At 38.1% G+C, this 25549-nt stretch carries 11 protein-coding genes; 10 read left to right on the forward strand and 1 reads right to left on the reverse strand.

Going from position 1 to position 25549, the window contains the following annotated elements; all coding sequences use genetic code 11:
• The first annotated feature begins 54 nt into the window (after nt 1-54).
• The 3 genes from H1R81_RS10715 (at nt 55) to H1R81_RS10725 (ending at nt 7380) form a co-directional block, all read left to right on the forward strand.
• Complete coding sequence (locus tag H1R81_RS10715) at nt 55-2475, forward strand: FtsX-like permease family protein (RefSeq protein ID WP_181840703.1); 2421 nt, start codon at nt 55-57, stop codon at nt 2473-2475.
• An 83-nt stretch (nt 2476-2558) separates the two neighbouring features.
• Entirely contained in the window at nt 2559-4928 is a 2370-nt protein-coding gene (locus H1R81_RS10720) for an ABC transporter permease (protein ID WP_181840704.1), read from the forward strand.
• Between the two features lie 82 nt (nt 4929-5010).
• Nucleotides 5011-7380 (forward strand): ABC transporter permease, encoded by a 2370-nt coding sequence (locus H1R81_RS10725; RefSeq protein WP_181840705.1) that lies wholly within the window; start codon nt 5011-5013, stop codon nt 7378-7380.
• On the opposite strand, the gene H1R81_RS10730 is transcribed toward H1R81_RS10725, so the two are convergent.
• On the reverse strand, nt 7377-7559 hold the full coding sequence (locus tag H1R81_RS10730) for a hypothetical protein (protein ID WP_181840706.1): 183 nt from the start codon (nt 7557-7559) through the stop codon (nt 7377-7379). The genes H1R81_RS10725 and H1R81_RS10730 overlap by 4 nt on opposite strands.
• A gap of 300 nt (nt 7560-7859) precedes the next feature.
• On the opposite strand from H1R81_RS10730, the gene H1R81_RS10735 reads away from it, so the two are divergent.
• The 7 genes from H1R81_RS10735 (at nt 7860) to H1R81_RS10765 (ending at nt 25538) form a co-directional block, all read left to right on the forward strand.
• Nucleotides 7860-10250, forward strand: a complete 2391-nt coding sequence (locus tag H1R81_RS10735; protein ID WP_181840707.1) for an ABC transporter permease — start codon at nt 7860-7862, stop codon at nt 10248-10250.
• Nucleotides 10251-10323: 73 nt separating this feature from the next.
• Nucleotides 10324-12756 carry an ABC transporter permease gene (locus H1R81_RS10740; RefSeq protein ID WP_181840708.1) on the forward strand — a complete coding sequence of 811 codons (2433 nt, stop codon included), beginning with the start codon at nt 10324-10326 and terminating at the stop codon, nt 12754-12756.
• Nucleotides 12757-12950: 194 nt separating this feature from the next.
• Nucleotides 12951-15398, forward strand: coding sequence for an ABC transporter permease (locus H1R81_RS10745; RefSeq protein WP_181840709.1), 2448 nt, complete (start codon nt 12951-12953; stop codon nt 15396-15398).
• A 202-nt stretch (nt 15399-15600) separates the two neighbouring features.
• Nucleotides 15601-18039 (forward strand): ABC transporter permease, encoded by a 2439-nt coding sequence (locus tag H1R81_RS10750; RefSeq protein WP_181840710.1) that lies wholly within the window; start codon nt 15601-15603, stop codon nt 18037-18039.
• Between the two features lie 129 nt (nt 18040-18168).
• Complete coding sequence (locus H1R81_RS10755) at nt 18169-20604, forward strand: ABC transporter permease (protein ID WP_181840711.1); 2436 nt, start codon at nt 18169-18171, stop codon at nt 20602-20604.
• 76 nt (nt 20605-20680) lie between these two features.
• On the forward strand, nt 20681-23074 hold the full coding sequence (locus H1R81_RS10760; RefSeq protein WP_181840712.1) for an ABC transporter permease: 2394 nt from the start codon (nt 20681-20683) through the stop codon (nt 23072-23074).
• Between the two features lie 103 nt (nt 23075-23177).
• A complete protein-coding gene (locus tag H1R81_RS10765) occupies nt 23178-25538 on the forward strand; it encodes an ABC transporter permease (protein ID WP_181840713.1) in 2361 nt (786 codons plus the stop codon).
• Nucleotides 25539-25549 lie beyond the last annotated feature (11 nt).

Below are 25549 nucleotides of genomic sequence, written 5' to 3' on the forward strand. Positions count from 1 at the left end.
GTAATGGTTTTTTCCTACCCTATGCTCCACACCCTATGCCCTAAGCACAAAACTATGCTTTTAAGCTATTTCAAAATCGCATTCAGAAATCTTGTTAAGAACAAGGTTTATTCATTCATCAATATTGGTGGGCTGGCCGTAGGTATGTCTGTAGCCATATTGATAGGCCTTTGGATTTATGACGAATTATCATACGATAAATACCATAAAAATTACGAGTCTATTGCACAGATACGCAGCATAGGCACCGACCCTAATACAGGGATTACCAGAAGTGGTACAGCCTTACAATTCCCGATAGGTACAAGTCTTAAGAACAACTATAAACACTATTTTAAAAATATATTGCTGGCATTCTGGGTAGGTGATTATACGCTTTCTTCAGTAAATGAGAAGTACCCTAAAAAGGGAGAGTTTATTGATGGAGAGGTGATTGATATGCTTTCGCTGAAAATGCTGAAAGGTTCGGCGGCATCTTTACAAGACCCACATTCAATTATTCTTTCAAAATCTACGGCAGATGCCATTTTCGGGAGCGTTGATCCACTAAACAAAAACCTCAAAATCGACAACCGAATGGATGTAGTAGTAAGGGGTGTTTATGAAGATCTGCCAAAAAACAATCGTTTCAATGAGGTACAGTTTTTCTCTCCCTGGGCATTGTGGGTATCGTCAAATGATTGGGTAAAATCATGTGAAAACGAGTGGGAAAACAGTTCGTTTAATGTATATGTACAAACGCAACCGAATATTTCGGTAGAGCAGGCGAATATAGCCTTGAAAGATTTTTATGATAAAAATGCGCCTAAGCAGATAGCTGAGGAGTGGAGAAAATATAATCCGGGTATATTCTTGTATCCGATGAAACAATGGCATTTATACTCAGAGTTTAAAGATGGTAAGGTAGCAGGAGGGCGCATCACCTTTGTATGGCTGTTTGGGATTGTAGGTATCTTTGTTTTGCTGTTGGCCTGTATCAATTTTATGAACCTCAGCACGGCACGCTCAGAAAAACGTGCTAAAGAAGTAGGTATCCGGAAGGCTATCGGTTCAATCAGAGTGCAATTGGTTCAACAGTTTCTAAGTGAATCTTTCCTGGTTGTTTTATTCGCCTTTGCTTTGGCTGTAGGCCTTGTTTTATTATCGTTACCGTGGTTTAATAATCTGGCTGATAAAGATATGTCGATACCGTTTACAAATCCGGTTTTCTGGGCAATCAGTATAGCATTTATTTTATTTACAGCCGGGTTGGCTGGCGTATATCCTGCATTTTACCTCTCATCTTTCCAACCTGTCAAGGTATTGAAAGGGACTTTCAAATTAGGGCGTTTTGCTTCTCTTCCACGTAAGGTTCTGGTAGTTGTGCAATTTACAGTTTCGGTTGTGTTGATTGTAGGTACTATTGTGGTGTATCAGCAGATTAAACATGCCCGTAACAGACCAGTGGGTTACAATAGAGAAGGCTTGATTAAAGTATCGTTGAATGACCCTAATTATCAGGGCAAACAGGATGTGATAAAGACACAATTAATTAATACGGGCATGGTAAAAAACATGGCCTTATCTTCAAGCCCTATGACCGAGATATGGAGCAATGCAGGTGGCTATAACTGGAAAGGCAAAGACCCCGAATTAGCTTCTGATTTTGCAGTAATCAATGTAACACATGATTTTGGTAAACTGGTTGACTGGAAAATTATTGCCGGTCGTGATTTCTCAAGAGCCTATGCAACAGATTCCAATGCCATAATCATTAATGAAACGGCTGCAAAATATATGGGCTTAAAGAACCCTATAGGTGAATTTATTACCAACCCTGATGAAGGTGCAGGAGAAACCTGGCAGATTATCGGGGTGGTTAAAGATTTGGTGATGCAGTCCCCTTATGACCCTGTGAAACGCTCTTTCTATTTCCTTGACCCTAAGTATGTTGATGTCAGCCAGATGATTATTAAGATTAAACCTACTGTCAGTGCAAGTGAAGCCTTGCCAAAAATAGAAGCGGTTTTCAAAGAAATAGTACCATCTGCTTTATTTGATTATCGATTTGTTGATCAGGAATATGGCAATAAATTCAGTCAGGAAGAACGCATTGGTAAATTAGCCAGTTTCTTTGCTTTGCTTGCCATTCTTATCTCATGTTTAGGCCTGTTTGGTCTGGCTTCTTTCGTAGCAGAACAACGTACGAAAGAAATAGGCATCCGCAAAGTATTAGGCGCAAGTATAGGTAGCTTGTGGGGGATGTTATCTAAAGATTTTGTGGTATTGGTTGTTATATCATCTGTTGTAGCCGCTCCAATTGCCTATTATTTTATGAACCAGTGGTTGGAGAAATATAAATACCACACAGAAATCTCGTGGTGGATTTTTGTACTAACTGGCATGGGTGCTTTGGGTATTACCTTGTTGACCGTGAGCTATCAGGCAATTAAGGCGGCTCTGATGAATCCTATAAAGAGTTTGAAGACAGAATAGCGTGGGGCTAAGGGCAGAGGGCATGGGGTTGAAATTTCCCTCTGCTTCATGCCCTCTGCTCTTAGCTCTAACCGTTACAAATTATGATACGTAACTATTTAAAAATCGCCTGGAGGAATTTGTGGAAAAGCAAGAGCTTTTCCCTTATCAACATTTTAGGTCTTTCGATGGGAATGGCCTGTAGCCTGATGATTTATCTCTGGATAGAAGATGAATATAAGAAGAATAAATTTCATGACAATAGTAAGGATTTATATGCTATATATGAACGCCAGTATCATGATGGGAAAATAGATACTCATTTCAGTACCCCAGCTCTTATGGCTGATGAAATGAAGCGAGTGCTGCCAGAAGTAAAATATGCTTGCGGGGTTGAATGGGACTATCGCTATACTTTTCAGGTGAACGACAAAATTAATAAAGTAGTAGGGTGTTATGCAGGTGATGATTTTTTCAGGATGTTCAGTTACCCCATCTTACAAGGAACTGCTCAAACAGCTCTGACGAATCCTACAGGTATAGCTATCTCCCGTAATATGGCAGAAATGTTTTTTGGAAGTCCCCAAAAAGCAATTGGTAAGGCTATCAGATATGAGAATCGGGAAAACCTGGTAGTATCGGCTGTTTTTGAGAATGTTCCTGCTGCTGCCTCCGAGAAATTTGATTATGTGTTGAGTTGGGATACCTTCTTAAAAGAAAATGAATGGGCAAAAGATTGGGGAAACAATTCGCCTTTTACTTATGTTCAATTACGCAATGATGCAAAACCAGCTCAATTTGAAGCTAAAATAGAACGCTTTTTAGATAACCTGAATAAAGACCAGAATAAAGCCTTTTATATCAGGCTTAGTATGCAGAATTTCGGAGATACCTATCTTTATAATAACTTCAAAAATGGTCAACAGGCCGGAGGACGTGTCGACTACCTGCGCCTTTTTAGCATCGTCGCTATCTTTATTTTGTTGATTGCCTGTATCAATTTTATGAACCTGGCAACTGCCCGCTCGGCCAAAAGAGCAAAAGAGGTGGGTGTCAGGAAAGTGATGGGAGCTGTAAGGTTTGCTCTGATAAGACAATTTATAGGAGAGGCTGTTTTGCTGACTTTCTTTTCGACCATTATTACCGTTTTTGCGGTATATTTCCTTTTACCTTATTTTAATACCCTGACAGGCAAGCAAATGAGTTTGCCAATAGACCAACCATTTTTTGCCTTGGGCATTATAGGTTTATTGCTATTCACAGGTGTTTTAGCAGGTAGTTACCCTGCATTTTTCTTATCCTCGTTAAGTCCGATTCGTGTCTTAAAAGGAAGTCTGAAATTCAGTGCAAATGCCTCATTTCTTCGGAAAGGACTGGTTGTTTTTCAATTTGTACTGTCAATAGTTTTTATGATAGGAATGGTGGTTGTCTATCAGCAGGTAGAATATCTTCAGACAGAGAATATTGGGTATAATCGTGAAAATCTGATTTCTATTCCATTAGAAGGAGATTTAGTGGTGAAATATGATTCATTTAAAGAAGAGGCTCTAAAAGCTAATGGTATCAAAAGTATGTCTTCTATTTCTCAGAATCCAACGAGTATCCGAAATAGCACAGGAGGATTAAACTGGGTAGGCAAAGACCCGAATGTAAACATTCAGTTTACATTTGCTTTTATCAACTATGATTGGGTAAAAACAATGGATTTGAAAATGGCGTACGGCCGTGATTTCTCCAGAACTTTCTCTACCGATTCAGTTGGGCTTATTATCAATGAGGCTGCCTTGAAACGGATTAACTATAAAAATCCGATTGACCAGCCACTAACTATGTGGGGAAGAAAAGGAAAGATTGTAGGTGTATTGAAAGATTTTCATTTTACTTCTTTGCATGAGGACATTAAGCCATTAGTAATTCGTTTAGAACCCACCATAAACGATGGAAATATTCTGATCCGGACTGAAAAAGGAAAAACAAAAGAAGCAATAGATAATCTGGAGAGACTTTTTAAAGATTTTAACCCGAATTTTCCATTTACCTACAAATTTGTAGATGAAGAGTATGCAAAATTGTATAAAAGTGAGCAAATGGTGAGCAGATTATCAGGTTATTTTGCCCTGCTGGCTATTGTCATTTCCTGCCTTGGTTTATTTGGTCTGGCAGCTTTTACAGCTGAGCAACGCACGAAAGAGATTGGTATCCGCAAGGTATTGGGGGCAAGTGTAGGTAGTATTGTCGGAATGCTTTCGGGCGATTTTGTAAAATTGGTATTAATAGCGGCCGTGGTTGCTTTCCCGATTGCCGGTTGGGTAATGACTGACTGGTTGAAAAACTTTGCCTATCGCATTGATATCGGAATACCCATCTATATTATAGCAGGAGTCGCTGCCGCACTTATTGCTTTATTAACAGTAAGTTATCAGGCCATTAAAGCCGCATTAATGAATCCTGTGAAGAGTTTGAAAACGGAATAGCATGGGGGTAAGGGCAGAGGGCGTTGGGTAAAATTCCCCTCTGCCCCTTGCCTTCTGCCCTTTGCACTAACCCATATAAATTATGATACGCAATTACTTAAAACTTGGTTTACGTAATCTTCTCAAAAACAGATTATCGTCCATTATTAATATTTGTGGACTTGGATTGGCCGTAGGCTGCTGTCTGGTTGTAGCCGTTTTTTTAGATTGGTCTTTCTTTCAGGATACTTTCCATTCAAAACTTGACAAGCTCTATGTAGTAGAAAAGATAGCATTGAAAGATGGGAACGAAGAGTTCAGAGGTGATTCTCCTGCTCCAATTGCCGAAATGCTAAAAAATGAGTTTCCGCAAATAAAAAATTCGGCACGGATTGATTTTGAGGAGTCTATCATCAAAGAAGGAGATAATGTTTTCAGAGAAAGTATCAGTTTTGTTGATGATTCTTTTTACGATATGTTTGATTTTCCGGTAAAATGGGGTAATACTAAAACTTTTACTGAACCTAATTCTATTGTTCTTACCGAAGAACTTTCAGAAAAGCTTTATGGAAAAGCAAATACAGTAGGTAAGAACCTGAATGTGAGATTTAATGTAAACGGGAGAGAAATTGTTGAAAATTTCACAATAAAAGGTGTCTTTGAAAAAAGACCTTTTGAAACATCGTTTTATTTCTCTGCTTTGATTCCATTCCAGAAGATGGCTTCGTTAGGTATTAATATAAATGATGACTGGAGCAGGAATGTTGATATGACTTTCATTGAAACAGAAAATGATGATTCGGGCCTACCGAATGAACTTCAAAGCAAAAAATACCTGAACCTTTATAATGCAGCCAATAAGGATAATAAAATTCTGAAATATCATTTTCAGGCTTTGAAAACGATGAATCTTCATTCTTATAAATTAGGCTCTACAAGATTCAACAATACACATATCATTGGTTTGGTGATGCTCATATCAATAGCTATCGCTATTTTACTTCTCGTTTGCTTCAATTTTATGAATATTGCTGTAGCTTCTGCCTCCAATCGTTTAAAAGAAATTGGGGTAAGAAAAGTGATGGGGAGTAATAGAAAACAAATCATTTTTCAGTTTATTTTAGAAAACTTAATTCTCTGCACAGTTGGTGTTGGTTTCGGTTTATTATTAGCTAATATGCTCTTTTTACCTTGGTTTTCACGAATTGCAGGTTTTGACCTGACTCAAAAATTCTTGAATAATAGCCATATCTGGATGACCCTTCTTGCCTTGATTATTCTTACCGTTTTAGGAGGGGCTGCTTACCCTTCATTTTATATTTCTTCGCTTAAGCCTATCAGTATTGTAAAAGGAAGCATGGCTTTAGGAAGCAAAAATCGGTTCAGGAAAATGCTATTAGGATTTCAGTTTTTCCTTACATTCTTAGGTATTTCTATGGCTTTGGCATTTGTGCAAGAGAATAAAATTTCAAGAGCAAAATCGTGGGGTTATGACCCAACAAATAATGTAGTAGTGAAACTTGATGTTGAGCATGGCTTTGATGTATTGAATTCTGAATTGAGGAATAATGTTAAGGTACAATCTTTATCAGGCACTACATTGCCTTTGGAATGGGCTAAAGAGATGGTGATAAAAGTTGAGGGACAAGACTATCAGATCAAGGGTTTAAAAGCATTGCCAAATTTTGCGAATACTATGGGTATCAGTATTATAAACGGGCGGGATTTGAGTGATGCCTATCAAACTGATAAAACGACTTCGGTTTTAGTGAATCAGACTTTTTTGAAACGATTAAACTGGAAAACAGGCATTGGAAAAACAGTTGAATATGAAAACAAAAAATACCTAATTGTAGGTGAAATGAAGGATTTTCATTACGAAAATTTTGAACATACCATACAGCCTTTGATGTTGATGGGTTGCGGTAAGGAAGAGGTTAAGTATGCCTACGTGAAAACCGAAAAAGGTTTGTTAAATACAGCGCATTTAATTGCTGAGAGCGTTTGGAGAAAGGCTTTCCCAAATGTGCCATTCGATTATTATTATCAGGATACTGTGTTTGATAATTATTATTATGGTTTTACACAAGTAATTCAGATACTCTCTGCCGCTTCTTTTATCATGATTATCGTTTCTATTACCGGTATTTTTGGTCTGGCATTGTTGATATTGAGTAAGAAAATGAAAGAAATATCTGTCAGGAAAGTACTTGGCGCTGGAATGGGAAACATTGGCTATCAGATTGTAAAAGAGTTTTTGTTTGCTATAGGCATTGCTTTCATAATCGGCGTACCAATTTCTTATTTATTGACCAAAGCTATTTTCGGGCAGGTTACTCCTGAATCGCAAGTTTCGTTTCTGCCACTTGTGGCAACACTTGCTGGCTTGGTACTAATGACAATTTTTAGTGTTTCCTGGCATTTGTATAAAGCTTTTGTGGCAAATCCCACAGAGTTTTTGAAGGATAACTAAACGCCCCCTGCCACTAAAGGAAAGTTACTTATGCCTGAGATTTTTTGTTGCGAATTGTTATAGTTGATTTTATAATCATAGTATAAGTTTGGCGCAAAATATCTATAAAAATCATAGATAAGAATCATGATAAAGTCTATCAGCAGTGCTTGTCCGTTACTGTACAAAATCCTGTCCATTTTCGGACAGGATTTTATTGTCAATCGGATGTAATGTGCTGATAATAAAGATATTGTGATTTTGGCATGGCTTTAGATGCTATAATAATAATGTAATCTCATTACCTGTATGTGTAATAGTAGGTGCAGGTCTTATCGGTTTAGCATTGCTTACGATTAGTTTTCAGGCTATCAAAGCAGCACTGACTAATCCTATAAAGAGTTTAAAAGCTGAATAACTTGGAGAACGGAGTACCCCGCTCGAGAAAACTTTTCCTTATTCCATTCTCTAATTTTTATTTTCCATTACTCGTACAAATTATGATACGCAATTACTTGAAAATCGCATGGAGGAATCTTGCTAAGAGCAAAGTTTACTCATTTATTAATGTCTTTGGTCTTGCAGTAGGTATGGCCGTTGCAATGATGATTGGTCTTTGGATAAACGATGAAATGTCCGCCAATAAGCATCATGCCAATTATGCTACACTTTATCAGGTAAAAATGCACCAGACTTTTGATGGGCGCAGGGGTACACAAGATGCCTTACCTTATCCGATGGGAGAGGAGTTGAAAACTAAGTACCCTGATTTCAAAGCGGTAGCCATGTGTGACTGGGGAAGTACCCGTTCATTGGTGGTAGGTAATCAGAAATTCCTGAAATATGGTCATTATATTGGTGATGAGGCTATTGATATGTTTTCATTAAAGGTTAAAAATGGAGATAAGAATCCATTGAAAGAACCTTATTCAATTGTCTTGACAGAAGAAACTGCCGAGGCCCTTTTTGGTAAACAAGACCCTGTTGGCAAGGTGGTGAGAGTAGATAATACAATGAATCTGAAAGTAACAGCTGTAGTTGAAAAACAACCCAAGAATGCCACTCTTCAGTTCGATTATCTATTACCCTGGCATTTACAGGAAAAAGTTTATGATTGGATTGCTAAATTTCATAAAACTAACTGGGGTAATAATTCACACCAGACTTACGTACAGTTGAAAGATGGGGTAACTCCTGAAAAAACGAATGCTAAAATCAAGAATGTAGTATTAGACCATTTTAAAGATAATGAGCTAATGCAAAAAAGCATTAAGCCGGAGGTTTTCATTCACTCAATGTCAGAGTGGCGTTTGTATTCGGATTTTACAGATGGAAAACCTTCAGGTGGATTCATCAAATACGTAAAACTTTTTGGTATTTTCGGTATTTTCGTTTTGGTTATTGCCTGTATCAATTTCATGAATCTGAGTACGGCCCGTTCAGAAAAACGTGCCAAAGAAGTAGGTGTTCGCAAAGCTGTTGGTTCAGCCCGAAAACAATTAATCAGCCAGTTTTTGAGCGAATCTATCCTGATTGCAGTTATGGCTTTGTTAGTAGCCATTGTTTTGGTAGCAATTTCTTTGCCTTATTTTAATAAATTGACTGAAAAACTGATGACTATTCAGTTTGGTAATCCTGTTTTCTGGGCAATTATTTTAGGCTTTACCTTATTTACAGGCTTATTAGCCGGAAGCTATCCTGCGCTTTATCTATCCTCATTCAACCCTGTTAAAATTCTTAAGGGTGGAGTGCATGTAGGCAAGAGTGCCTCTTTGCCGCGCAAAATTCTGGTAGTAATACAGTTTACTTTTTCAATTGTATTGATGATTGGGACTGCGATTATCTATCAGCAGGTACAACATGCCAAGAACCGTCCGATTGGTTTTAATAGCCAGGGCCTTATTTCAGTAGAATGGTCTAAAGACCTGGGTGATAATTTTCAGTCAGTTCAAAACGAATTGCTTGCATCTGGCGTGGTATCTTCTATATGCAAATCCAATTCACCTCCAACCGACATCTATAGCAATAATAGCGGTTGGGAGTGGAAAGGCTCAACACCAGAAGACAAATCAGCCATTTTTAATACTATTGCTACCAATTTTGATTATGTAAAGACAATAGGTGTTAAATTAAAAGAAGGTCGGGATTTTTCAAGAGAATTTTCGACTGATTCTACCGGAGTAATTCTGAATGAGGCTGCTGTTAAACGCATGGGACTGAAACATCCCGTAGGAGAAATGGTGAAATGGAACGGTCAAAACCGCCAGATAGTAGGGGTTGTATCTGATGTCATGATGGAGTCTCCTTACCGCGATATCAGACCTTTGACTATCGTATTTGAAAAAGACTGGGTAAACTTTATTAATATAAGAATCAACCCGAATGTTTCGAGTGCTCAAGCCATTAAACGTATTCAACCTATTTTCGATAAATACAATCCGGGCTTCCCATTTTCATATAAGTTTGCCGACAGCGAATATTTGAAAAAATTCAACTACGAAGAACTGATAGGTAATCTGGCAGCCATTATTTCGATTCTGGCCATCTTTATTTCATGTCTGGGCTTGTTTGGTTTAGCTTCATTTATGGCCGAACAACGTAGAAAGGAGATCGGTGTAAGAAAAGTATTAGGTGCCAGCGTAGCCAATCTCTGGGGATTACTCTCAAAAGATTTCGTAACACTAATCATAATTTCTTGTGCCATTGCCTCACCTATCGCCTGGTATGGTATGACACAATGGTTAAACGACTACACATATAAAATAGACATTGGTGTGGGTGTATTTTTATTAGTGCTGGTAGTGGCATTAATAGTTACGTTAATGACAGTAAGCTATCAGGCCATTAAGGCTGCATTGGCTAATCCGGTGAAGAGTTTGAAAACAGAATAGGATGGAGCAAAGGGCAGAGGGCATGGTATAGAACTCCCTCTGCTCCCTGCTCTGCTCTAACCCGTACAAATATATGATAAGTAACTATTTGAAAATCGCCTTTCGGAATCTTATCAATCATAAGGCTTACACCTTGTTGAATGTTCTCGGTTTAACTATCGGTCTGACCTGCTTTGCCTTTATTGTTCTTTGGGTTAAAGATGAATGGAGTTATGACCGTTTTAATGAAAATGCCGATAGAATCTATCGGGTGGTAGGTACTGTAAGTTCTGACTCTGAAGTTTTTGAACAGGCTGTTACGGGTGCGGCTATGGGGCCGGCGTTAAAAAATGATTATCCCGAAGTTGAAAACTTTGTGCGTCTTGATGAAAACGATGCCATAGCAAAAAAAGGAAATCAGCAGTTTGTTGAAGAAGAAATCTTACTGACCGACCATTCTTTCTTTGATGTATTTAGTTATAAACTCACAAAAGGTGACCCCAAAACAGCTTTAAAAGAACCTTATAGCATTGTATTAACTGAAAGCAAGGCGCAAAAATACTTCCCGAATGAAGACCCTATTGGTAAAACGCTTGATTTCGTTTTATATGACAGCACCGGAAAAGGTGTGCCATACAAAGTAACCGGAGTAATACCAGATGCGCCTAAGAACGCTCATTTTACGTTCAATTTTCTGGTTTCTTTTGAGACATTAATTGCTTTTGACCGCCGTAGCTACTACTCAGATGATGTTTGGGGGAACAATAGTTACTATACTTATGTGATGCTTACTAAAGGAAGTGATTCTAAGGCTTTTGAAGCCAAATTTCCTCAATTTAAAGCAAAACATCTTGACCCTTTATCGAGTAAATATGGTGGTAAATGGGGCGCAGATTATTCTTTACAGGCATTACCAGACATTTATCTGAAATCGCATCGCAGGTATGAGATTAACCCTACTGGTAGCCTGACAAACTTGTATATTTTTGGCACGGTTGGTTTATTTATTTTATTGATCGCAGGTATTAATTACATGAATCTGGCTACGGCACGTTCGGTACAAAGAGCCAGGGAAGTAGGTGTGAAAAAAGTAATGGGAGCTTTAAAAAGCCAGTTAGTAGGACAGTATCTGCTTGAAGCTGTTTTATTGGCAGTAAGCTCTTTGGTATTTGCGCTGTGTTTATGTTATTTTCTTCAACCTGTTTTTTATCAGATTACTAATAAGGATATCAGCCTCTTCAATTCTACTGAACTGATAGCATTTATGGCAGGTATTGCCTTGTTATTAGGTGTACTATCCGGTATTTACCCTGCTTTTTTTATTTCATCATACCAACCTACGACAGTCTTAAAAGGTTCTTTTGCTACTTCTGGCAAGGGCGTATGGTTAAGAAAATCTTTGGTTGTTATGCAGTTTACGGTTACAATAGTGCTTATTGTAGGTATATTGGTTATAAACTCTCAAATGTCTTTTATCAGGAATAAAGACTTAGGCTTTAACAAAGATGCTCTTCTGACAGTAACGGCATATCCGAATGAAGAAGTATTTAAGGGTATTGAAGGTTTCAGGAATGACATATTAAGAAACCCATATATAAAAAGCATGACTACATCAAATAGTATTCTGGTTGGAGGCATGGGCAATAATGGGACTCAAACAATTGATAATAAGGGAAAAGAGATACGGTCGAACACCTATAGGCTGATGGTTGATTATGACTATATGAATACCATGGGTATCAAGCTGATAGCCGGAAGGAATTTCTCTCGTGAATTTCCTTCTGATTCCCGCACTGACTCAACACAAAATTATATTCTGAATGAGGCAGCCGTGGCTGCATATGGTTGGGAAACCCCTGACAAAGGTATAGGTAAGCCTTTTGCTATGAGTGGCAGAAAAGGGAAAGTGGTTGGTATTGTAAAAGATTTTCATTTTAATTCACTCCAACACAAAGTAGAGCCAATGGCGATGTTGTTACGCGGAGAAACCTTTAGCCGTGTAATACTGAAAATTGATATGAACCAGGCACAAAAGGCTATTGCTGTGATTGAAAGTGAATGGAAAAAACATTTTCCTGATGCACTTTTTATGTATGATTTTGTCGATAAAAGACTGGGTGAGCAATATGAAGCAGAAGCTCGCTTCTCTAAAATATTCCTGTATTTTTCAATTCTTTCAGTGTTGATTGCCTGTCTTGGGTTATATGGACTCACTTCTTTTGCTACCGAGCAACGCACAAAAGAAATCGGTATCCGTAAGGTATTAGGTGCTTCAATCTTTAGTGTTACTACGCTTATTACAAAAGACTTTATCAGATTAGTAGTGATAGCTATTGTTGTAGCAAGCCCGATAGCCTGGTATTTTATGAATAAATGGCTACAGGATTTTAGCTACAAAATTGATATGGAATGGTGGTTTTTTGTAGTGGCAGGTATCGTGGCGGTTGCCATTGCGATACTCACGGTAAGTTATCAGGCCATCAAAGCAGCGTTGATGAATCCGGTGAAATCGTTGAAAGCGGAATAGGTGGAGAAAGGAAAATGGAGAATTAATCAAGAAAAAAGAATACGATTTTTTCTGCAACGATTAAGTCTTTTTGTACCGAGTATTTTGTAAGTATTAATAATCTTAACTTAAACTAATAAGGAAGAAACTAATATGGGATATGTGAAATTTCAACTTTCCATTCTCGTTTCTGCTTTTCATTGACCTGTAAAACTATGATACGCAATTACCTGAAAATCGCCTTAAGAAACCTTTTGAAAAGGAAAGGCTTTACACTACTCAATATCTTCGGCCTGGCTATTGGTATGACCTGCTGTCTGCTTATTTTGCAATATGTGAATTATGAACGTAGTTTTGATCAATTTCATAAGGATGCCGACAGAGTTGCACGCTTACGTATAGATAGTTATAATGAGGGCAAATTGCTTTGGAAATCTGCCACGGTTTTTCCAGCTTTTGCGCCGACCATGAAGAAAGAGTTTCCGGAGATTGAAGAAGCCGGTAGGCTGATTGATGCCAATGTATTACTTACCAACGAGGCGCGTAATATCAAGTTCAATGAGCAAAAAGGGTATTTTGCCGACCCTTCCATATTGAAAATATTCTCAATACCGATGGTAAAGGGGAATCCTGCCACATCATTAAATGCGCCTGAAAAGATAATGTTATCAGAAAGCTATGCGAAAAAGTATTTTACTGATGAAAATCCTATAGGTAAAGTTTTAAAAGTGAATGGTTTGGGAAATGCACGTGCCTTTGAGGTGACAGGTGTTTTTAAAGATTATCCTAAAAATTCTCATCTTATAATTGATTATCTGGTCTCATATTCCACGCTTGGGAAATACCTTAAAGAGCAGGGTGATACAGAAAACGCTACTGAAACGGCTTGGGGTTGGTATGATTTCTATACCTATTTTAAGCTGCGTCCTGATGCGACTATAGCGCAGGTACAAGCAAAGCTTCCGGCTTTGTGTGACCGCTATATTAATTCAAAGAGAGATCCTAAGAGCAATCGTAAAACCGAAGCTTACCTGATGCCAATGACTGATATTCATTTATATGCCAACTTTAATCAGGAGGCAGAAGTGAATGGCAATGGACAGGCTGTATCGTGGTTGTTTCTGATTGCTTTCTTTATTCTGGCTATTGCCTGGACAAACTATATTAATCTTGCCACTGCTCGTTCATTAGAACGTGCAAAAGAAGTAGGAGTGCGTAAAGTAATGGGTGCTTTAAGAGAACAGTTGGTTGGTCAGTTTATGATGGAAAGCCTGATTCTTAATCTTTCGGCATTAGCACTGTCTTTTACCGTTGCTCACTTTGCCATGCCAACTTTCAGTAATTTTTTAGAGCAGCAGATTGCTTTCAATTTTAGCAATAATGTAGGTTTCTGGCTCATTATGTTACTTGTTTTTGTGGCAGGTACTTTCCTTTCAGGCATGTATCCCGCCTTTGTTATGTCAGGAGTAAAGCCAATAATCGTACTGAAAGGTATTATGCCAAGGTTGACTGGTGGGGTATCTATGCGGCGGATACTGATTGTTTCTCAGTTTTCGGCTTCTATTGCATTAATCATAGGAACTATCGTGGTGTATCAGCAAATCAATTATATGAGAAATCAGAAGTTGGGCGTTGACATTGCACAAACACTGGTACTGGAAGGAGCAAGCTCTGTTAGGGATTCAGTATTCCAATCTTCGTTCAAACCATTTAAAAATGATATACTAAAACTGAATGGCGCTGAAAATATCAGTATTTCTTCTACAGTGCCTGGCGATGAAGTGTATTGGACAAATGGCGCAAGATGGATGCGCAAACCTAAGGAATTTAATACAACTATGTATATCATGTCGATGGACTATGATTTCGTTCCGGCTTACGATATGAAAATGGTAGCAGGCAGAGCTTTCTCTGAAAAATTTGGAGAAGACCAGCATCGCAAAAATATATTGCTGAATGAATCAGCCGTAAAAGCTTTGGGTATAGAAAGTGCACAGAAAGCTATCAATGAAAACGTAGTAGTAGGTGGTGATACCGTAAAGGTAATTGGGGTAATGGCAGATTTTCATCAGGAAAGTTTGAAGAGAGCGGTTAACCCGATGGTAGCCCGAATAAACCTTCAAAATGGGGGTTTTCATTCTATTAAATTGAAAACAACAGATGTAAGCAAAACCTTGGCTGAAATTCAAGGCTTATGGAATCGCTATTTTCCGAATGACCCATTCAATTATTTCTTCCTGGACAGGCATTTTGACCGCCAGTATAAATCAGATATTCTGTTCGGAAAAGTATTCGGTTTTTTTGCCATGCTGGCCATTTTTGTAGCGTGCTTAGGGCTTTTGGGTTTATCTTCTTACAATGTTCTGCAACGTACCAAAGAAATTGGGGTACGAAAAGTATTAGGCGCCAGTATTTCAAGTATTGTGGTACTACTATCTAAAGATTTTCTGAAACTGGTAATCATTGCTTCCTTAATTGCTTTTCCGATTGCCTGGTTGGTTATGAATCAATGGCTTCAGGATTTTGCCAGTCGGATTAATATACAATGGTGGGTGTTCCTGACAGCAGGTATTTCAGCCCTCATAATAGCACTTATCACCATCAGTTTTCAATCAATCAAAGCGGCCTTGATGAATCCGGTGAAATCTTTAAAAACAGAATAAAGGTATTGGTGATAGGGCTTGGAGATGGTGGAATGAAAAAGAAAGTGAAATGTATTGATTTACTGCAACTTAGTAGCCTTTTTTTGCATCTAAAGTATCGTAAAAGATATTATTAATAACATAAACCAATAAAGGAAAATTGAGGAAAACTTCAGGGTTAGATTACCTTCATTTCTTTCATTTTCCATTCTCCTAAAAAATTATGATACGCAATTACTTGAAAATCGCCTGGCGGAATTTGTTGAAAAACAAAACATTTTCGCTTATTAACATTTCAGGGCTGGCTATTGGTTTCAGCAGCTTTATATTGATTGGCTTATATGTGATTGATGAACTCAGCTACGATAAATTTAATGAAAAAGCTGACCGGATCTACCGCCTTGAAGCCGATATACGTTTCGGTGGAACTGATTTACGCCTCGCTGTAAGTGCTGACCCCGCCGGAGCTGTACTGAAAAAAGATTATCCTGAAGTAGAACAATATGTAAGATTCTATGCCAGCGAAGGCTCTAAGTTTGTAAAAAAGGGTAATGAGTATATTACAGAAAACGACGTTGTATATGCCGACTCTACACTCTTTGATGTATTTACTTTGCCTGTAATTGCTGGTAATCCTAAAACTGCCTTAGACAAGCCTAACACGGTTGTTATTAGTGAGAGTACTGCAAAAAAATATTTTGGTAATACCGATGTTTTAGGAAAGAGCCTTGAAGTGGGGATTCAGGAAAAGACACTCTATAATATTACGGCAGTAATGAAGGATATTCCGAAGAACTCACATTTTCATTTTGATATGATTTTCTCAATGGATAATGTGGATTATGGTTTCGGGAATTTCCTGAGCCATAATTTTCATACTTATATTGTTCTGCGAAAAGGAACTGACTATAAGGCCTTTGAAAAAAAATTAGAACAGGTAATTGTTAAATATGTGGTTCCGCAAGCCAAAGAATTTATGCAGGTGAACAGCATTGAGGAATTTAGGAAGTCGGGCAATAAATTAGAATATAGCTTAATGCCTCTTACTGATATTCATCTGAAATCTGATAGATTCCCTGAATTAGGTGTGAATGGAAATATACAATACGTTTATATTTTCTCGGCAGTTGCCTTGTTTGTGCTATTATTGGCCTGTATTAACTTTATGAATCTCTCAACTGCCCGTTCAGCCAATCGGGCTAAAGAAGTAGGCATCCGCAAGGTTTTAGGTACTGGCAAAGGTACTTTAATGAGTCAGTTTATGGCGGAGTCGGCTTTGATGAGTTATCTTGCTTTTGTGGTAGCCTTATTGCTTACCTGGCTTATCTTACCTTACTTTAATGATCTGGCCGCTAAGTCGTTTACTTTTAGCACCTTGTTCTCATTAAAAACTTTACCTTTGCTTTTATTATTACCTGTGGCAGTGGGTATAATAGCAGGGTATTATCCTGCATTTTTTCTTTCTTCTTTCAGACCGATTGTTGTGCTAAAAGGTAAGATAAATGCCGGATTCCAGAAAAGTAATTTTCGTAATGCTTTAGTGACCTTCCAGTTTTTTACTTCAATATTTCTGGTTATAAGCACCATTATTGTTTATCGGCAGTTAAACTATATTCAGACCAAAAATGTAGGTTTCAACAAAGATCAGGTTTTAATTATTGATGGGACAAGTGCCTTAGGCCAGAAATCTGAATCTTTCAAAAATGAAGTTATGAAGCTGGCTGGTGTTCAGAACGGTACTAATGCAGGTTATCTACCGGTATCCAATTCTTCCCGTAATGATAACAGTTTTTCTAAAGAAGCTGTAATGGATATGAAAAATGGCTTCAATATGCAGGTATGGAGGGTAGACTATGATTATATTCCTACTTTGGGAATGAAAATTGTAAAAGGTAGAAACTTCTCCAGGCAATTTGGTGCTGATTCAAGCGGCATTATTATCAATGAAGCAGCCGCAAAGATATTAGGTTATGAAAATCCGATTGGAAAAAAATTGTACACTTCAGATGGGCCACCCAATTCTGGTCAGAATATAACCTATGAAATAGTTGGAGTAGTTGAAAATTTTCATTTTTCTTCTATGCATGAAACCATCGGGCCTTTAAGTATGCGTTTGGGCAGAAGCAACTGGTCAATGGCATTTAAAGTGCGTACTGACGACTTGAAAGCACTGGTCAATAAAATAGAACAGAAATACAGAGCTATGGCTCCTGAAATGCCATTCAGCTATAATTTTTTAGATGAAAGCTTTGACCAGATGTATCGTGCCGAGCAGAGAGTTGGTAAAATAGCCATCACTTTTGCTATTCTTACGGTGTTGATTGCTTGCCTTGGGTTATTTGGCCTTGTAACGTATATCTCTGAACAACGCACTAAAGAAGTAGGTATAAGAAAGGTATTGGGAGCATCGGTTTTTAGTATTACGACACTGCTAACCAAAGATTTTATCAAATTAGTGGTAGTAGCCTTGCTTGTTGCCAGTCCGATAGCTTATTGGCTAATGAACAAATGGCTCACAGATTTTACTTATCGTATTGATATTGAATGGTGGGTCTTTGCCTTAGCAGGTGTAATCGCTATTTTGATTGCTATATTGACAGTAAGTTATCAGGCTATTAAATCAGCCCTGATGAATCCGGTTAAATCGTTGAAGACAGAATAGTGGAGAAAGGAGACGGAAAACGGAGAAAGGATTTTTTAAATATTAGAGTTTTTAAATTAGAATAGATTAGGAAAAGGGATTTTTTCAATCCTTTTTCCTTTCTCCGTTTTTCGTTAACCTGACAAAATTATGCTAAAAAACTATTTCAAAATCGCCTGGAGGAATTTGATGAGACACAAGGTGTTTTCTTTCATCAATATCTTTGGCTTAACGGTTGGCTTAACCAGCTTTCTTTTAATTGCCTTATACATTTTTGATGAACTGACATTCGACAGTTTTCATACCCATGCCGATAATATTTATCGGTTAGTGAATAAAAAAGTCTCTGCTGAAGGCAAAGAGGCTAAAGTGGCCAGTGTAGCCTATCAGATTTCAGAGGCCGGGAAAACTACTTTTCCGGAAATCATAAAAGCAGCCAGATTTACTACCTCGGGTAGAACCAATGTAGGGACACAGGAAAATACGAACGTTTTTTATGAAAATTATTCAATTGCCAATAGCGATTTTTTAGAGGTGCTAGACTTCGATTTATTGTCAGGCAACCGAAAGACGGCTTTAACTGCTCCAAATTCAGTAGTTCTCACTGAAGAATCTGCGATGAAATACTTTAATTCTACCAATGTAATCGGTAAAGCGATTAAAGTAGACGGCGATTCTCTTCCTTATACAGTTACAGCCGTTCTGAAAGATATTCCTGTCAATTCGCATATTTCATTCAATATAGTTTTTTCGGAGTCAAGTATTACGGGTAAGCGTTTCCGTGATTTCATCAGTTCAGACTGGAGTTCTGATAACTTTACGACCTATCTTTTGCTCGACGCAAAAGCTGAACCGAAAAGTCTGGAGTCAAAGCTCAACCAGTTAATAAAATCTAAACGCTCATCTGACGAAAAAGATAAGTACACCTATTCGCTTCAGCCGATAAAAGACATTCATTTTTACTCAAACGATTTTGAGGGAGCATCGGGAGGTAACCTTGCCTATATCTATATTTTTGCTGTACTGGCAGTCTTTGTATTGGTGATTGCTTGCATCAATTACATGAATCTTACAACAGCCAGGTTTGCTAACCGTGCCAGAGAAATAGGCGTACGTAAAACAGCAGGCGCTACTCGCGAAAACCTGATTAAACAGTTTATAGCCGAGGCATTTATGATGACAGCCATTGCGTTATTCTTAGCCTTATTGGTTGTGCAGGCATTGTTACCCTACTTCAATAATTTTACCCATAAAGAACTCACACTTAATTTTAATACAGATTATCGTATCTGGGTTGGTGTAGGTATTGTTGTAGTAGTAGCCAGTCTGATGTCAGGGATGTATCCTGCTTTGTTTCAATCCAGTATCAGGCCGATTTTATTGCTGAAAAATAAAATCAACGTAGGTAAAGGTAGTCTTTCAATCCGCCGCCTGCTTGTTATCTTCCAGTTTTCTCTGTCTATTATTATGATAGTGGCTACTGCCATAGTGTATCTTCAAATGAGATATATAGACACAAAAGATATGGGTTTTAAGAAAGATCAGTTAGTAATAGTAGATATAAATAGTGGTAAAGTAAGACGTGGTGCCGAAACCATCAAAAGAGAATTTGCTAAACTATCTCAGGTAAAAAATGTATCAGTTAGCTCTCGTGTGCCCGGTGAATGGAAAAATCTGGTGAAAGTACGGGCGAAAAATGAGAATATTACCTCCTTAGAAGGTAAGGATATGTATTTTTTAGGCATAGATGACCAATTCGTGAAAACCTATGATATTCAGTTAGTAAAGGGTAGAAACTTTACTAATACAGGTACAACTGACTCTACTGCTGTTATTATTAATGAAAGTGCTGCTAAACAATTGGGTATTACACAGGCATCAAACCAGATAATTGAGATTCCGAGTGTTGATTATGGTGGTAGTATCGAAAAACTCGATGCTTCGTTTAATGTAAGGGTGGTAGGTATAGTTAAAGACTTCAATTTCCAGTCATTACATCAGTCCGTTTCCCCCATGATATTAGGGTTTCGAAATAATCCTTTTCAAAGTATTGATTATTTCAGCAGCAGAGTTAACTCAGATAATATCAGCCAGACCCTCAAGCAGATGGATAATATTCTACACAGCATAGATGCCGATCATTTGTTTGAATACCATTTTTTGGATAAGCAATGGGATTTATTCTATCAACAAGACCAGATACAGCAAACCATCTTCTTGATTGTAGCAATACTCACAATTCTGATTGCTTGCTTAGGGTTGTTTGGTCTGGCAACTTATGCAGCCGAGCAACGTATAAAGGAAATAGGTGTCCGCAAGGTTTTAGGAGCAAGTATCGGTAGCATCATTGTGATTCTGACAAAAGACTTTGTAAAACTGGTATTGATAGCAGCTCTCATTGCCTTTCCGATAGCCTGGTGGGCCATGCACAACTGGCTGCAAGACTTTGCTTATCATATTGACATAAAATGGTGGGTATTTGCGCTGGCAGGTATGATAGCCATAACAATAGCCTTGCTTACAATCAGTTACCAGACTATCAGGGCTGCACTAATGAATCCGGTAAAATCTTTGAAATCAGAATAGCAATGAGTCGGGAGTATAGAGTTCAGGGAGATAGCCTTGCCCTATGCTCCCTGCTCTTTGTCCAAAGCAAAAAACTATGCTCAAAAACTACGTCAAAATCGCCTTCAGAAATTTACTGAAAAACAAGGTTTTCAGTATTATCAACATAGTAGGGCTGGCCATAGGGATGGCTGTTTGTATGTTGATTCTGCTGTATGTTTCACACGAGTTAAGTTATGATAAATTTCACAGGAATGGGAAGAATATCTTTCAAACTCTGGTGAAGATGAAGTTTGGTGCTAATGAAGTACAGTTTAATCTGGTATCAAAAAACTTTGGTAATGCCGTAAAACAGACGAATCCTGAGGTGCTTGATTATGTACGTATCGGTACTCCTTTTGGAGATGATGTGGTGATTAAGTCTGACGAAAATCACAAGTTTTTTGAGCGTAAATTCGTTTTCTCAGAACCCTCTTTGTTTAATCTTTTTTCGATAAATCTTCTGCAGGGTAACCCGAAAACTGTGCTGGCCGAACCAAATACAGTGGTGATTAATGAAGAAATGGCGCAGAAATATTTTGGGAAAACAGACCCTGTAGGCAAGGCCATTACTTATAATAAAAAAGATGTTCTGACTATTACAGGTATATTCAGGAAATTGCCTACCAATTCTACGCTTGATTTTGATTTCATAGGTTCATTTTTAACTTATGATGCCATTATGAAACGGGAAAGGGTGCAAATGTATGAGTCGGATGAGATGGTAGGAACAGGAAGCTATGAAACCTATTTTTTATTGAATAAGCCTGAATCAGTTGCTAAGGTAGAAAAGGTCATCCCGAAAGTGTTAACCAAAGACGAAAATAATGGCCTTATTTCGCATTCTACTTTTGTATTAACACCATTTCTTGACTCTCATTTAGGCAATAACTGGGGCGATTTTTCTAATACCAAATATGTTTCTATATTCCTGATTATTGCTGGAATTGTATTGCTTCTGGCTTTAATTAACTATATGAGCCTTACAACAGCGCGGTCTACGGTTAGGGTAAAAGAGGTCGGAGTACGCAAGGTTTTAGGAGCTAATCGTCAACATTTGGCCACGCAATTTTATGGAGAGTCTATTATAGTAAGCCTGATTTCATTTGTACTGGCATTGATTTTATTTCAGCTTTTAAAACAGCCTTTTTATAATTTATTGAGCCTTAATATTGATGATTCTTTCATTACAAGCCCACTGTTTTTGAGTATCCTATTGGCTTTACTGGTTTTCACATCTTTAGTAGCAGGTAGTTATCCGGCTTTGCTTTTGTCTAAATTTTCGCCTATTCAGGTACTGAAAGGTAAGTTTGCCTCTGGTAATCAAGGCACTAATTTACGTCGTGTCTTTATTGTGTTTCAGTTCATGGCATCAGTGGTGATGATTATTTGTAGTATGGTGGTGCAGAAACAATTAAGGTATCTCCAAACCAGGAAAATAGGTTTGAACAAAGAACAGGTATTGGTGTTACCTCTCCCGAATGAAGCCCGCAAGCACCCAATTGCATTAAGACACGACTTAAAGCAAGAGGCGGGTATTCAACAGATAGGTGCTTCTTCCTTATCGATGTTTTCGGGTGGCTGGAATATGTATTTTACCAAAACCCCGACTACCAACGAAGATGTGAGTATCAATAATATGGAAGTAGACGAAGATTTTCTGAAAATTCTGCAATTGGACTGGAAAGTGAAACCTGCCAGTATAGAACAGTTAGCTTTTGGTGACGATAAGATTGTGATTAATGAAACGGCTGTCGAAAAGCTTAAAATAGTAGAGAAGCCTATCGGGCAGCATTTGAATTTAGCCGGACACAACCGGGAAATTGTGGGGGTAGTTAAAGACTTTAACTTTACTTCTTTACAGCAGAAAATAGATGGTATGTTGCTAATGGTGGTAAAAGATACTACTCAACTACGGACGCTATATCTGAAAATAGACCCGAAAGTAGACCTGCAAAAAAGATTAGCTTCTATTGAAAAAGTCTATAAAAAATACGAAGTCGATGTGCCTTTCGATTATTATTTCTTAGACGATGCCTTTAACAAACAATATCGCTCAGAGCAACGTATGGGAAGCCTTTTTGCCGGCTTTACAACTGTGGCTATTCTTATTGCCTGCATGGGTCTGTTTGGGCTGATTACTTTTACAGCCGAGCAAAAAATAAAAGAAATTGGTATCAGAAAAGTATTAGGTGCAACTATTGGGAATATTGTGGGTCTATTATCCAGAGACTTCATTCGCCTCGTATTAATCGCCAATGGTATTGCTTTTCCGATAGCTTATTATTTCATGAATGACTGGCTGCAAGGCTTTGCCTACAAAACCGATATAGGTGCGGGCATTTTTGTAACAGCAGGTATTTTAGCTATCAGCATTGCCTTGCTCACAGTTCTTTATCAGGCCATCAGGGCGGCATTAATGAATCCGGTGAAGTCATTGAAGTCGGAGTAAAACGGAAAGAAGAATCTGAAGAGTATTATCCTTTTAATTATTCTTTAGATGGAGGCATCTTCTTCCTTTCTCTGTTAACCTTTTTCCTTTTACCTACAAAATTATGCTTAAAAACTACTTCAAAATCGCCTTCAGAAGCCTGTTTAAAAACAAGGTTTATTCTTTTATCAACATTATTGGGCTTGCGGTAGGTCTGGCAGGTACTATGTTGCTTTTACTCTGGATTGAAAATGAGTTGAGTTTTGACCAGTTTTATGAAAAAAAAGACCAGATTTATCAGGCTTACAACCGTAATACTTTCGATGGGCAGCTATATTGCTGGGGAACAACGCCTGCCCCTTTAGGGCCTGCTTTAAAAGCGGAATATCCTGATATAGCCGAAACAGCCAGATTTGTAAGTTGGGGAGGTGAGCGCCTGGTGAGCTACAAAGAAAAAGGCGTTTTTATTTCAGGTAATATCTGTGACCCCGGTTTACTAACTATTTTCGGATTTCCTTTTAAAGAGGGTAATGCTAAAAATGCCCTGGATGGTGTTTATAGCATTGTGATTACCGAGAAAATGGCTAAGAAAGTCTTTGGTGATGAACCTGCCATGAACAAAATTCTGAAAATTGATAATAAGGATAATTTTAAAGTAACAGGCATATTAAAAGACTTACCGAATAATACCCGCTTTAATTTTGATTATTTGCTCCCCTGGAAATACTTAGTAAAAGAAGGGAATGAAAACTCGTATTGGGGCAATAACTCTTATCAGACCTACGTAGAGCTAAAACCTAATGTATCAGTAGATCTGGTGAACAAAAAGATTAAAGATATTACCATTAATCACTCTAATAAAGAGGAAGATACTGAGGTATTTTTGCACCCGGCCAAATTCTGGCATTTATATTCAGAGTTTAAAGAAGGTAAAATAGTAGGTGGAGGCATCACTTATGTTAGATTGTCGGCAATTATAGCGGCATTTGTATTGCTGATAGCCTGCATTAATTTCATGAATCTGAGTACGGCGCGCTCTGAAAAAAGAGCCAAGGAAGTGGGTGTCAGAAAAGTGGTAGGGGCCGAGCGCAAAGGGCTTATCTGGCAGTTTTTAGGTGAGTCAATACTGATGGCGACCATTTCTTTTGGTATAGCTCTATTATTGGTTTATACTACTTTACCAAGCTTCAATACGCTTACAAACAAGCAATTAACACTTGATCTCCTGAATCCTTATTACTGGATTGCAGCTGTAACAATTATATTGCTGACAGGGTTACTGGCAGGGTCTTATCCTGCCTTTTATCTGTCTTCTTTCAGACCTATCAAAGTTTTAAAAGGATTTTTCAAGGCAGGTAAGCAGGCGGTTACTCCGCGAAAGGTATTGGTGGTGATTCAGTTTTCGTTTTCTATAATGCTAATTATCAGTACTATTATTGTTTACAGACAAATCAGGCATGGCCAGGACCGTCCGTCCGGATATAACCGTGAAAATCTGATATTTATGTATATGACCGGAGATATGGGGAAAAATTATGAGTTGATCAGGTCTGAATTACTGAATAATGGCACAGCCGAAAGTATCTGTAAAACAAATTCACCCGTCTCACAGGGGTGGAGTGATACCTGGGGTGTGCAATGGAAGGGTAGTCCTGAGAATCATAAAATTGATTTTGACGTTATAGCATCATCTGCTGATTTTGCCAAAACGATGGGTATGACCCTCGTGGAAGGCAGGGATATAGACATATATACCTATAAAACAGATTCTCTATCTATGCTTATCAATGAATCGGCTGCAAAAGTCATGGGTTTGAAAAATCCAATAGGAGAGTGGGTGAAGAATGATGGCAAAACCTTTACAATTGTTGGTGTGCTGAAAGATTTCATATTGCGGTCGCCATATGGAGAAATGAAACAACTTATCGTAAAGCCTGCCAACTGGGACAACGTCATCACGGTTCGTTTTAATAAGGGCCGCTCTACTCAAAAGAATCTGGCGGTATTAGAGGCTGTAATCAAAAAGTATAACCCTGCCTATCCGTTCAAATATCAGTTTGTTGATGACGATTACGGCAAAAAATTTGGTAATCAACAACGCTTTGGTACTTTTGCAGGAGTGTTCTCTACTTTAGCCATTATTATTTCCTGCCTGGGTTTGTTTGGTTTAGCAACATTTACTGCCGAAAACCGCATCAAGGAAATTGGTATCCGTAAAGTATTGGGAGCAAGTACTTTTAATCTGACAACCCTGCTTTCAAAAGACTTCTTGCGGTTGGTAATTATTGCTTTTGCGGTAGCTTCTCCAATTGCATGGTGGGCCATGACCCAATGGCTTTCTGATTATACCTACCGGATAACTATAGGCTGGTGGACTTTCGCCTTGGCCGGATTAATGGCAGTAGCAATTGCCTTATTAACGATTAGTTATCAGGCGGTCAAAGCTGCATTAATGAATCCGGTAAGGTCATTGAAATCAGAATAGGGAGAGAGTAA

Source organism: Emticicia sp. BO119, from assembly GCF_013912375.1.
Lineage (GTDB): Bacteria > Bacteroidota > Bacteroidia > Cytophagales > Spirosomataceae > Emticicia.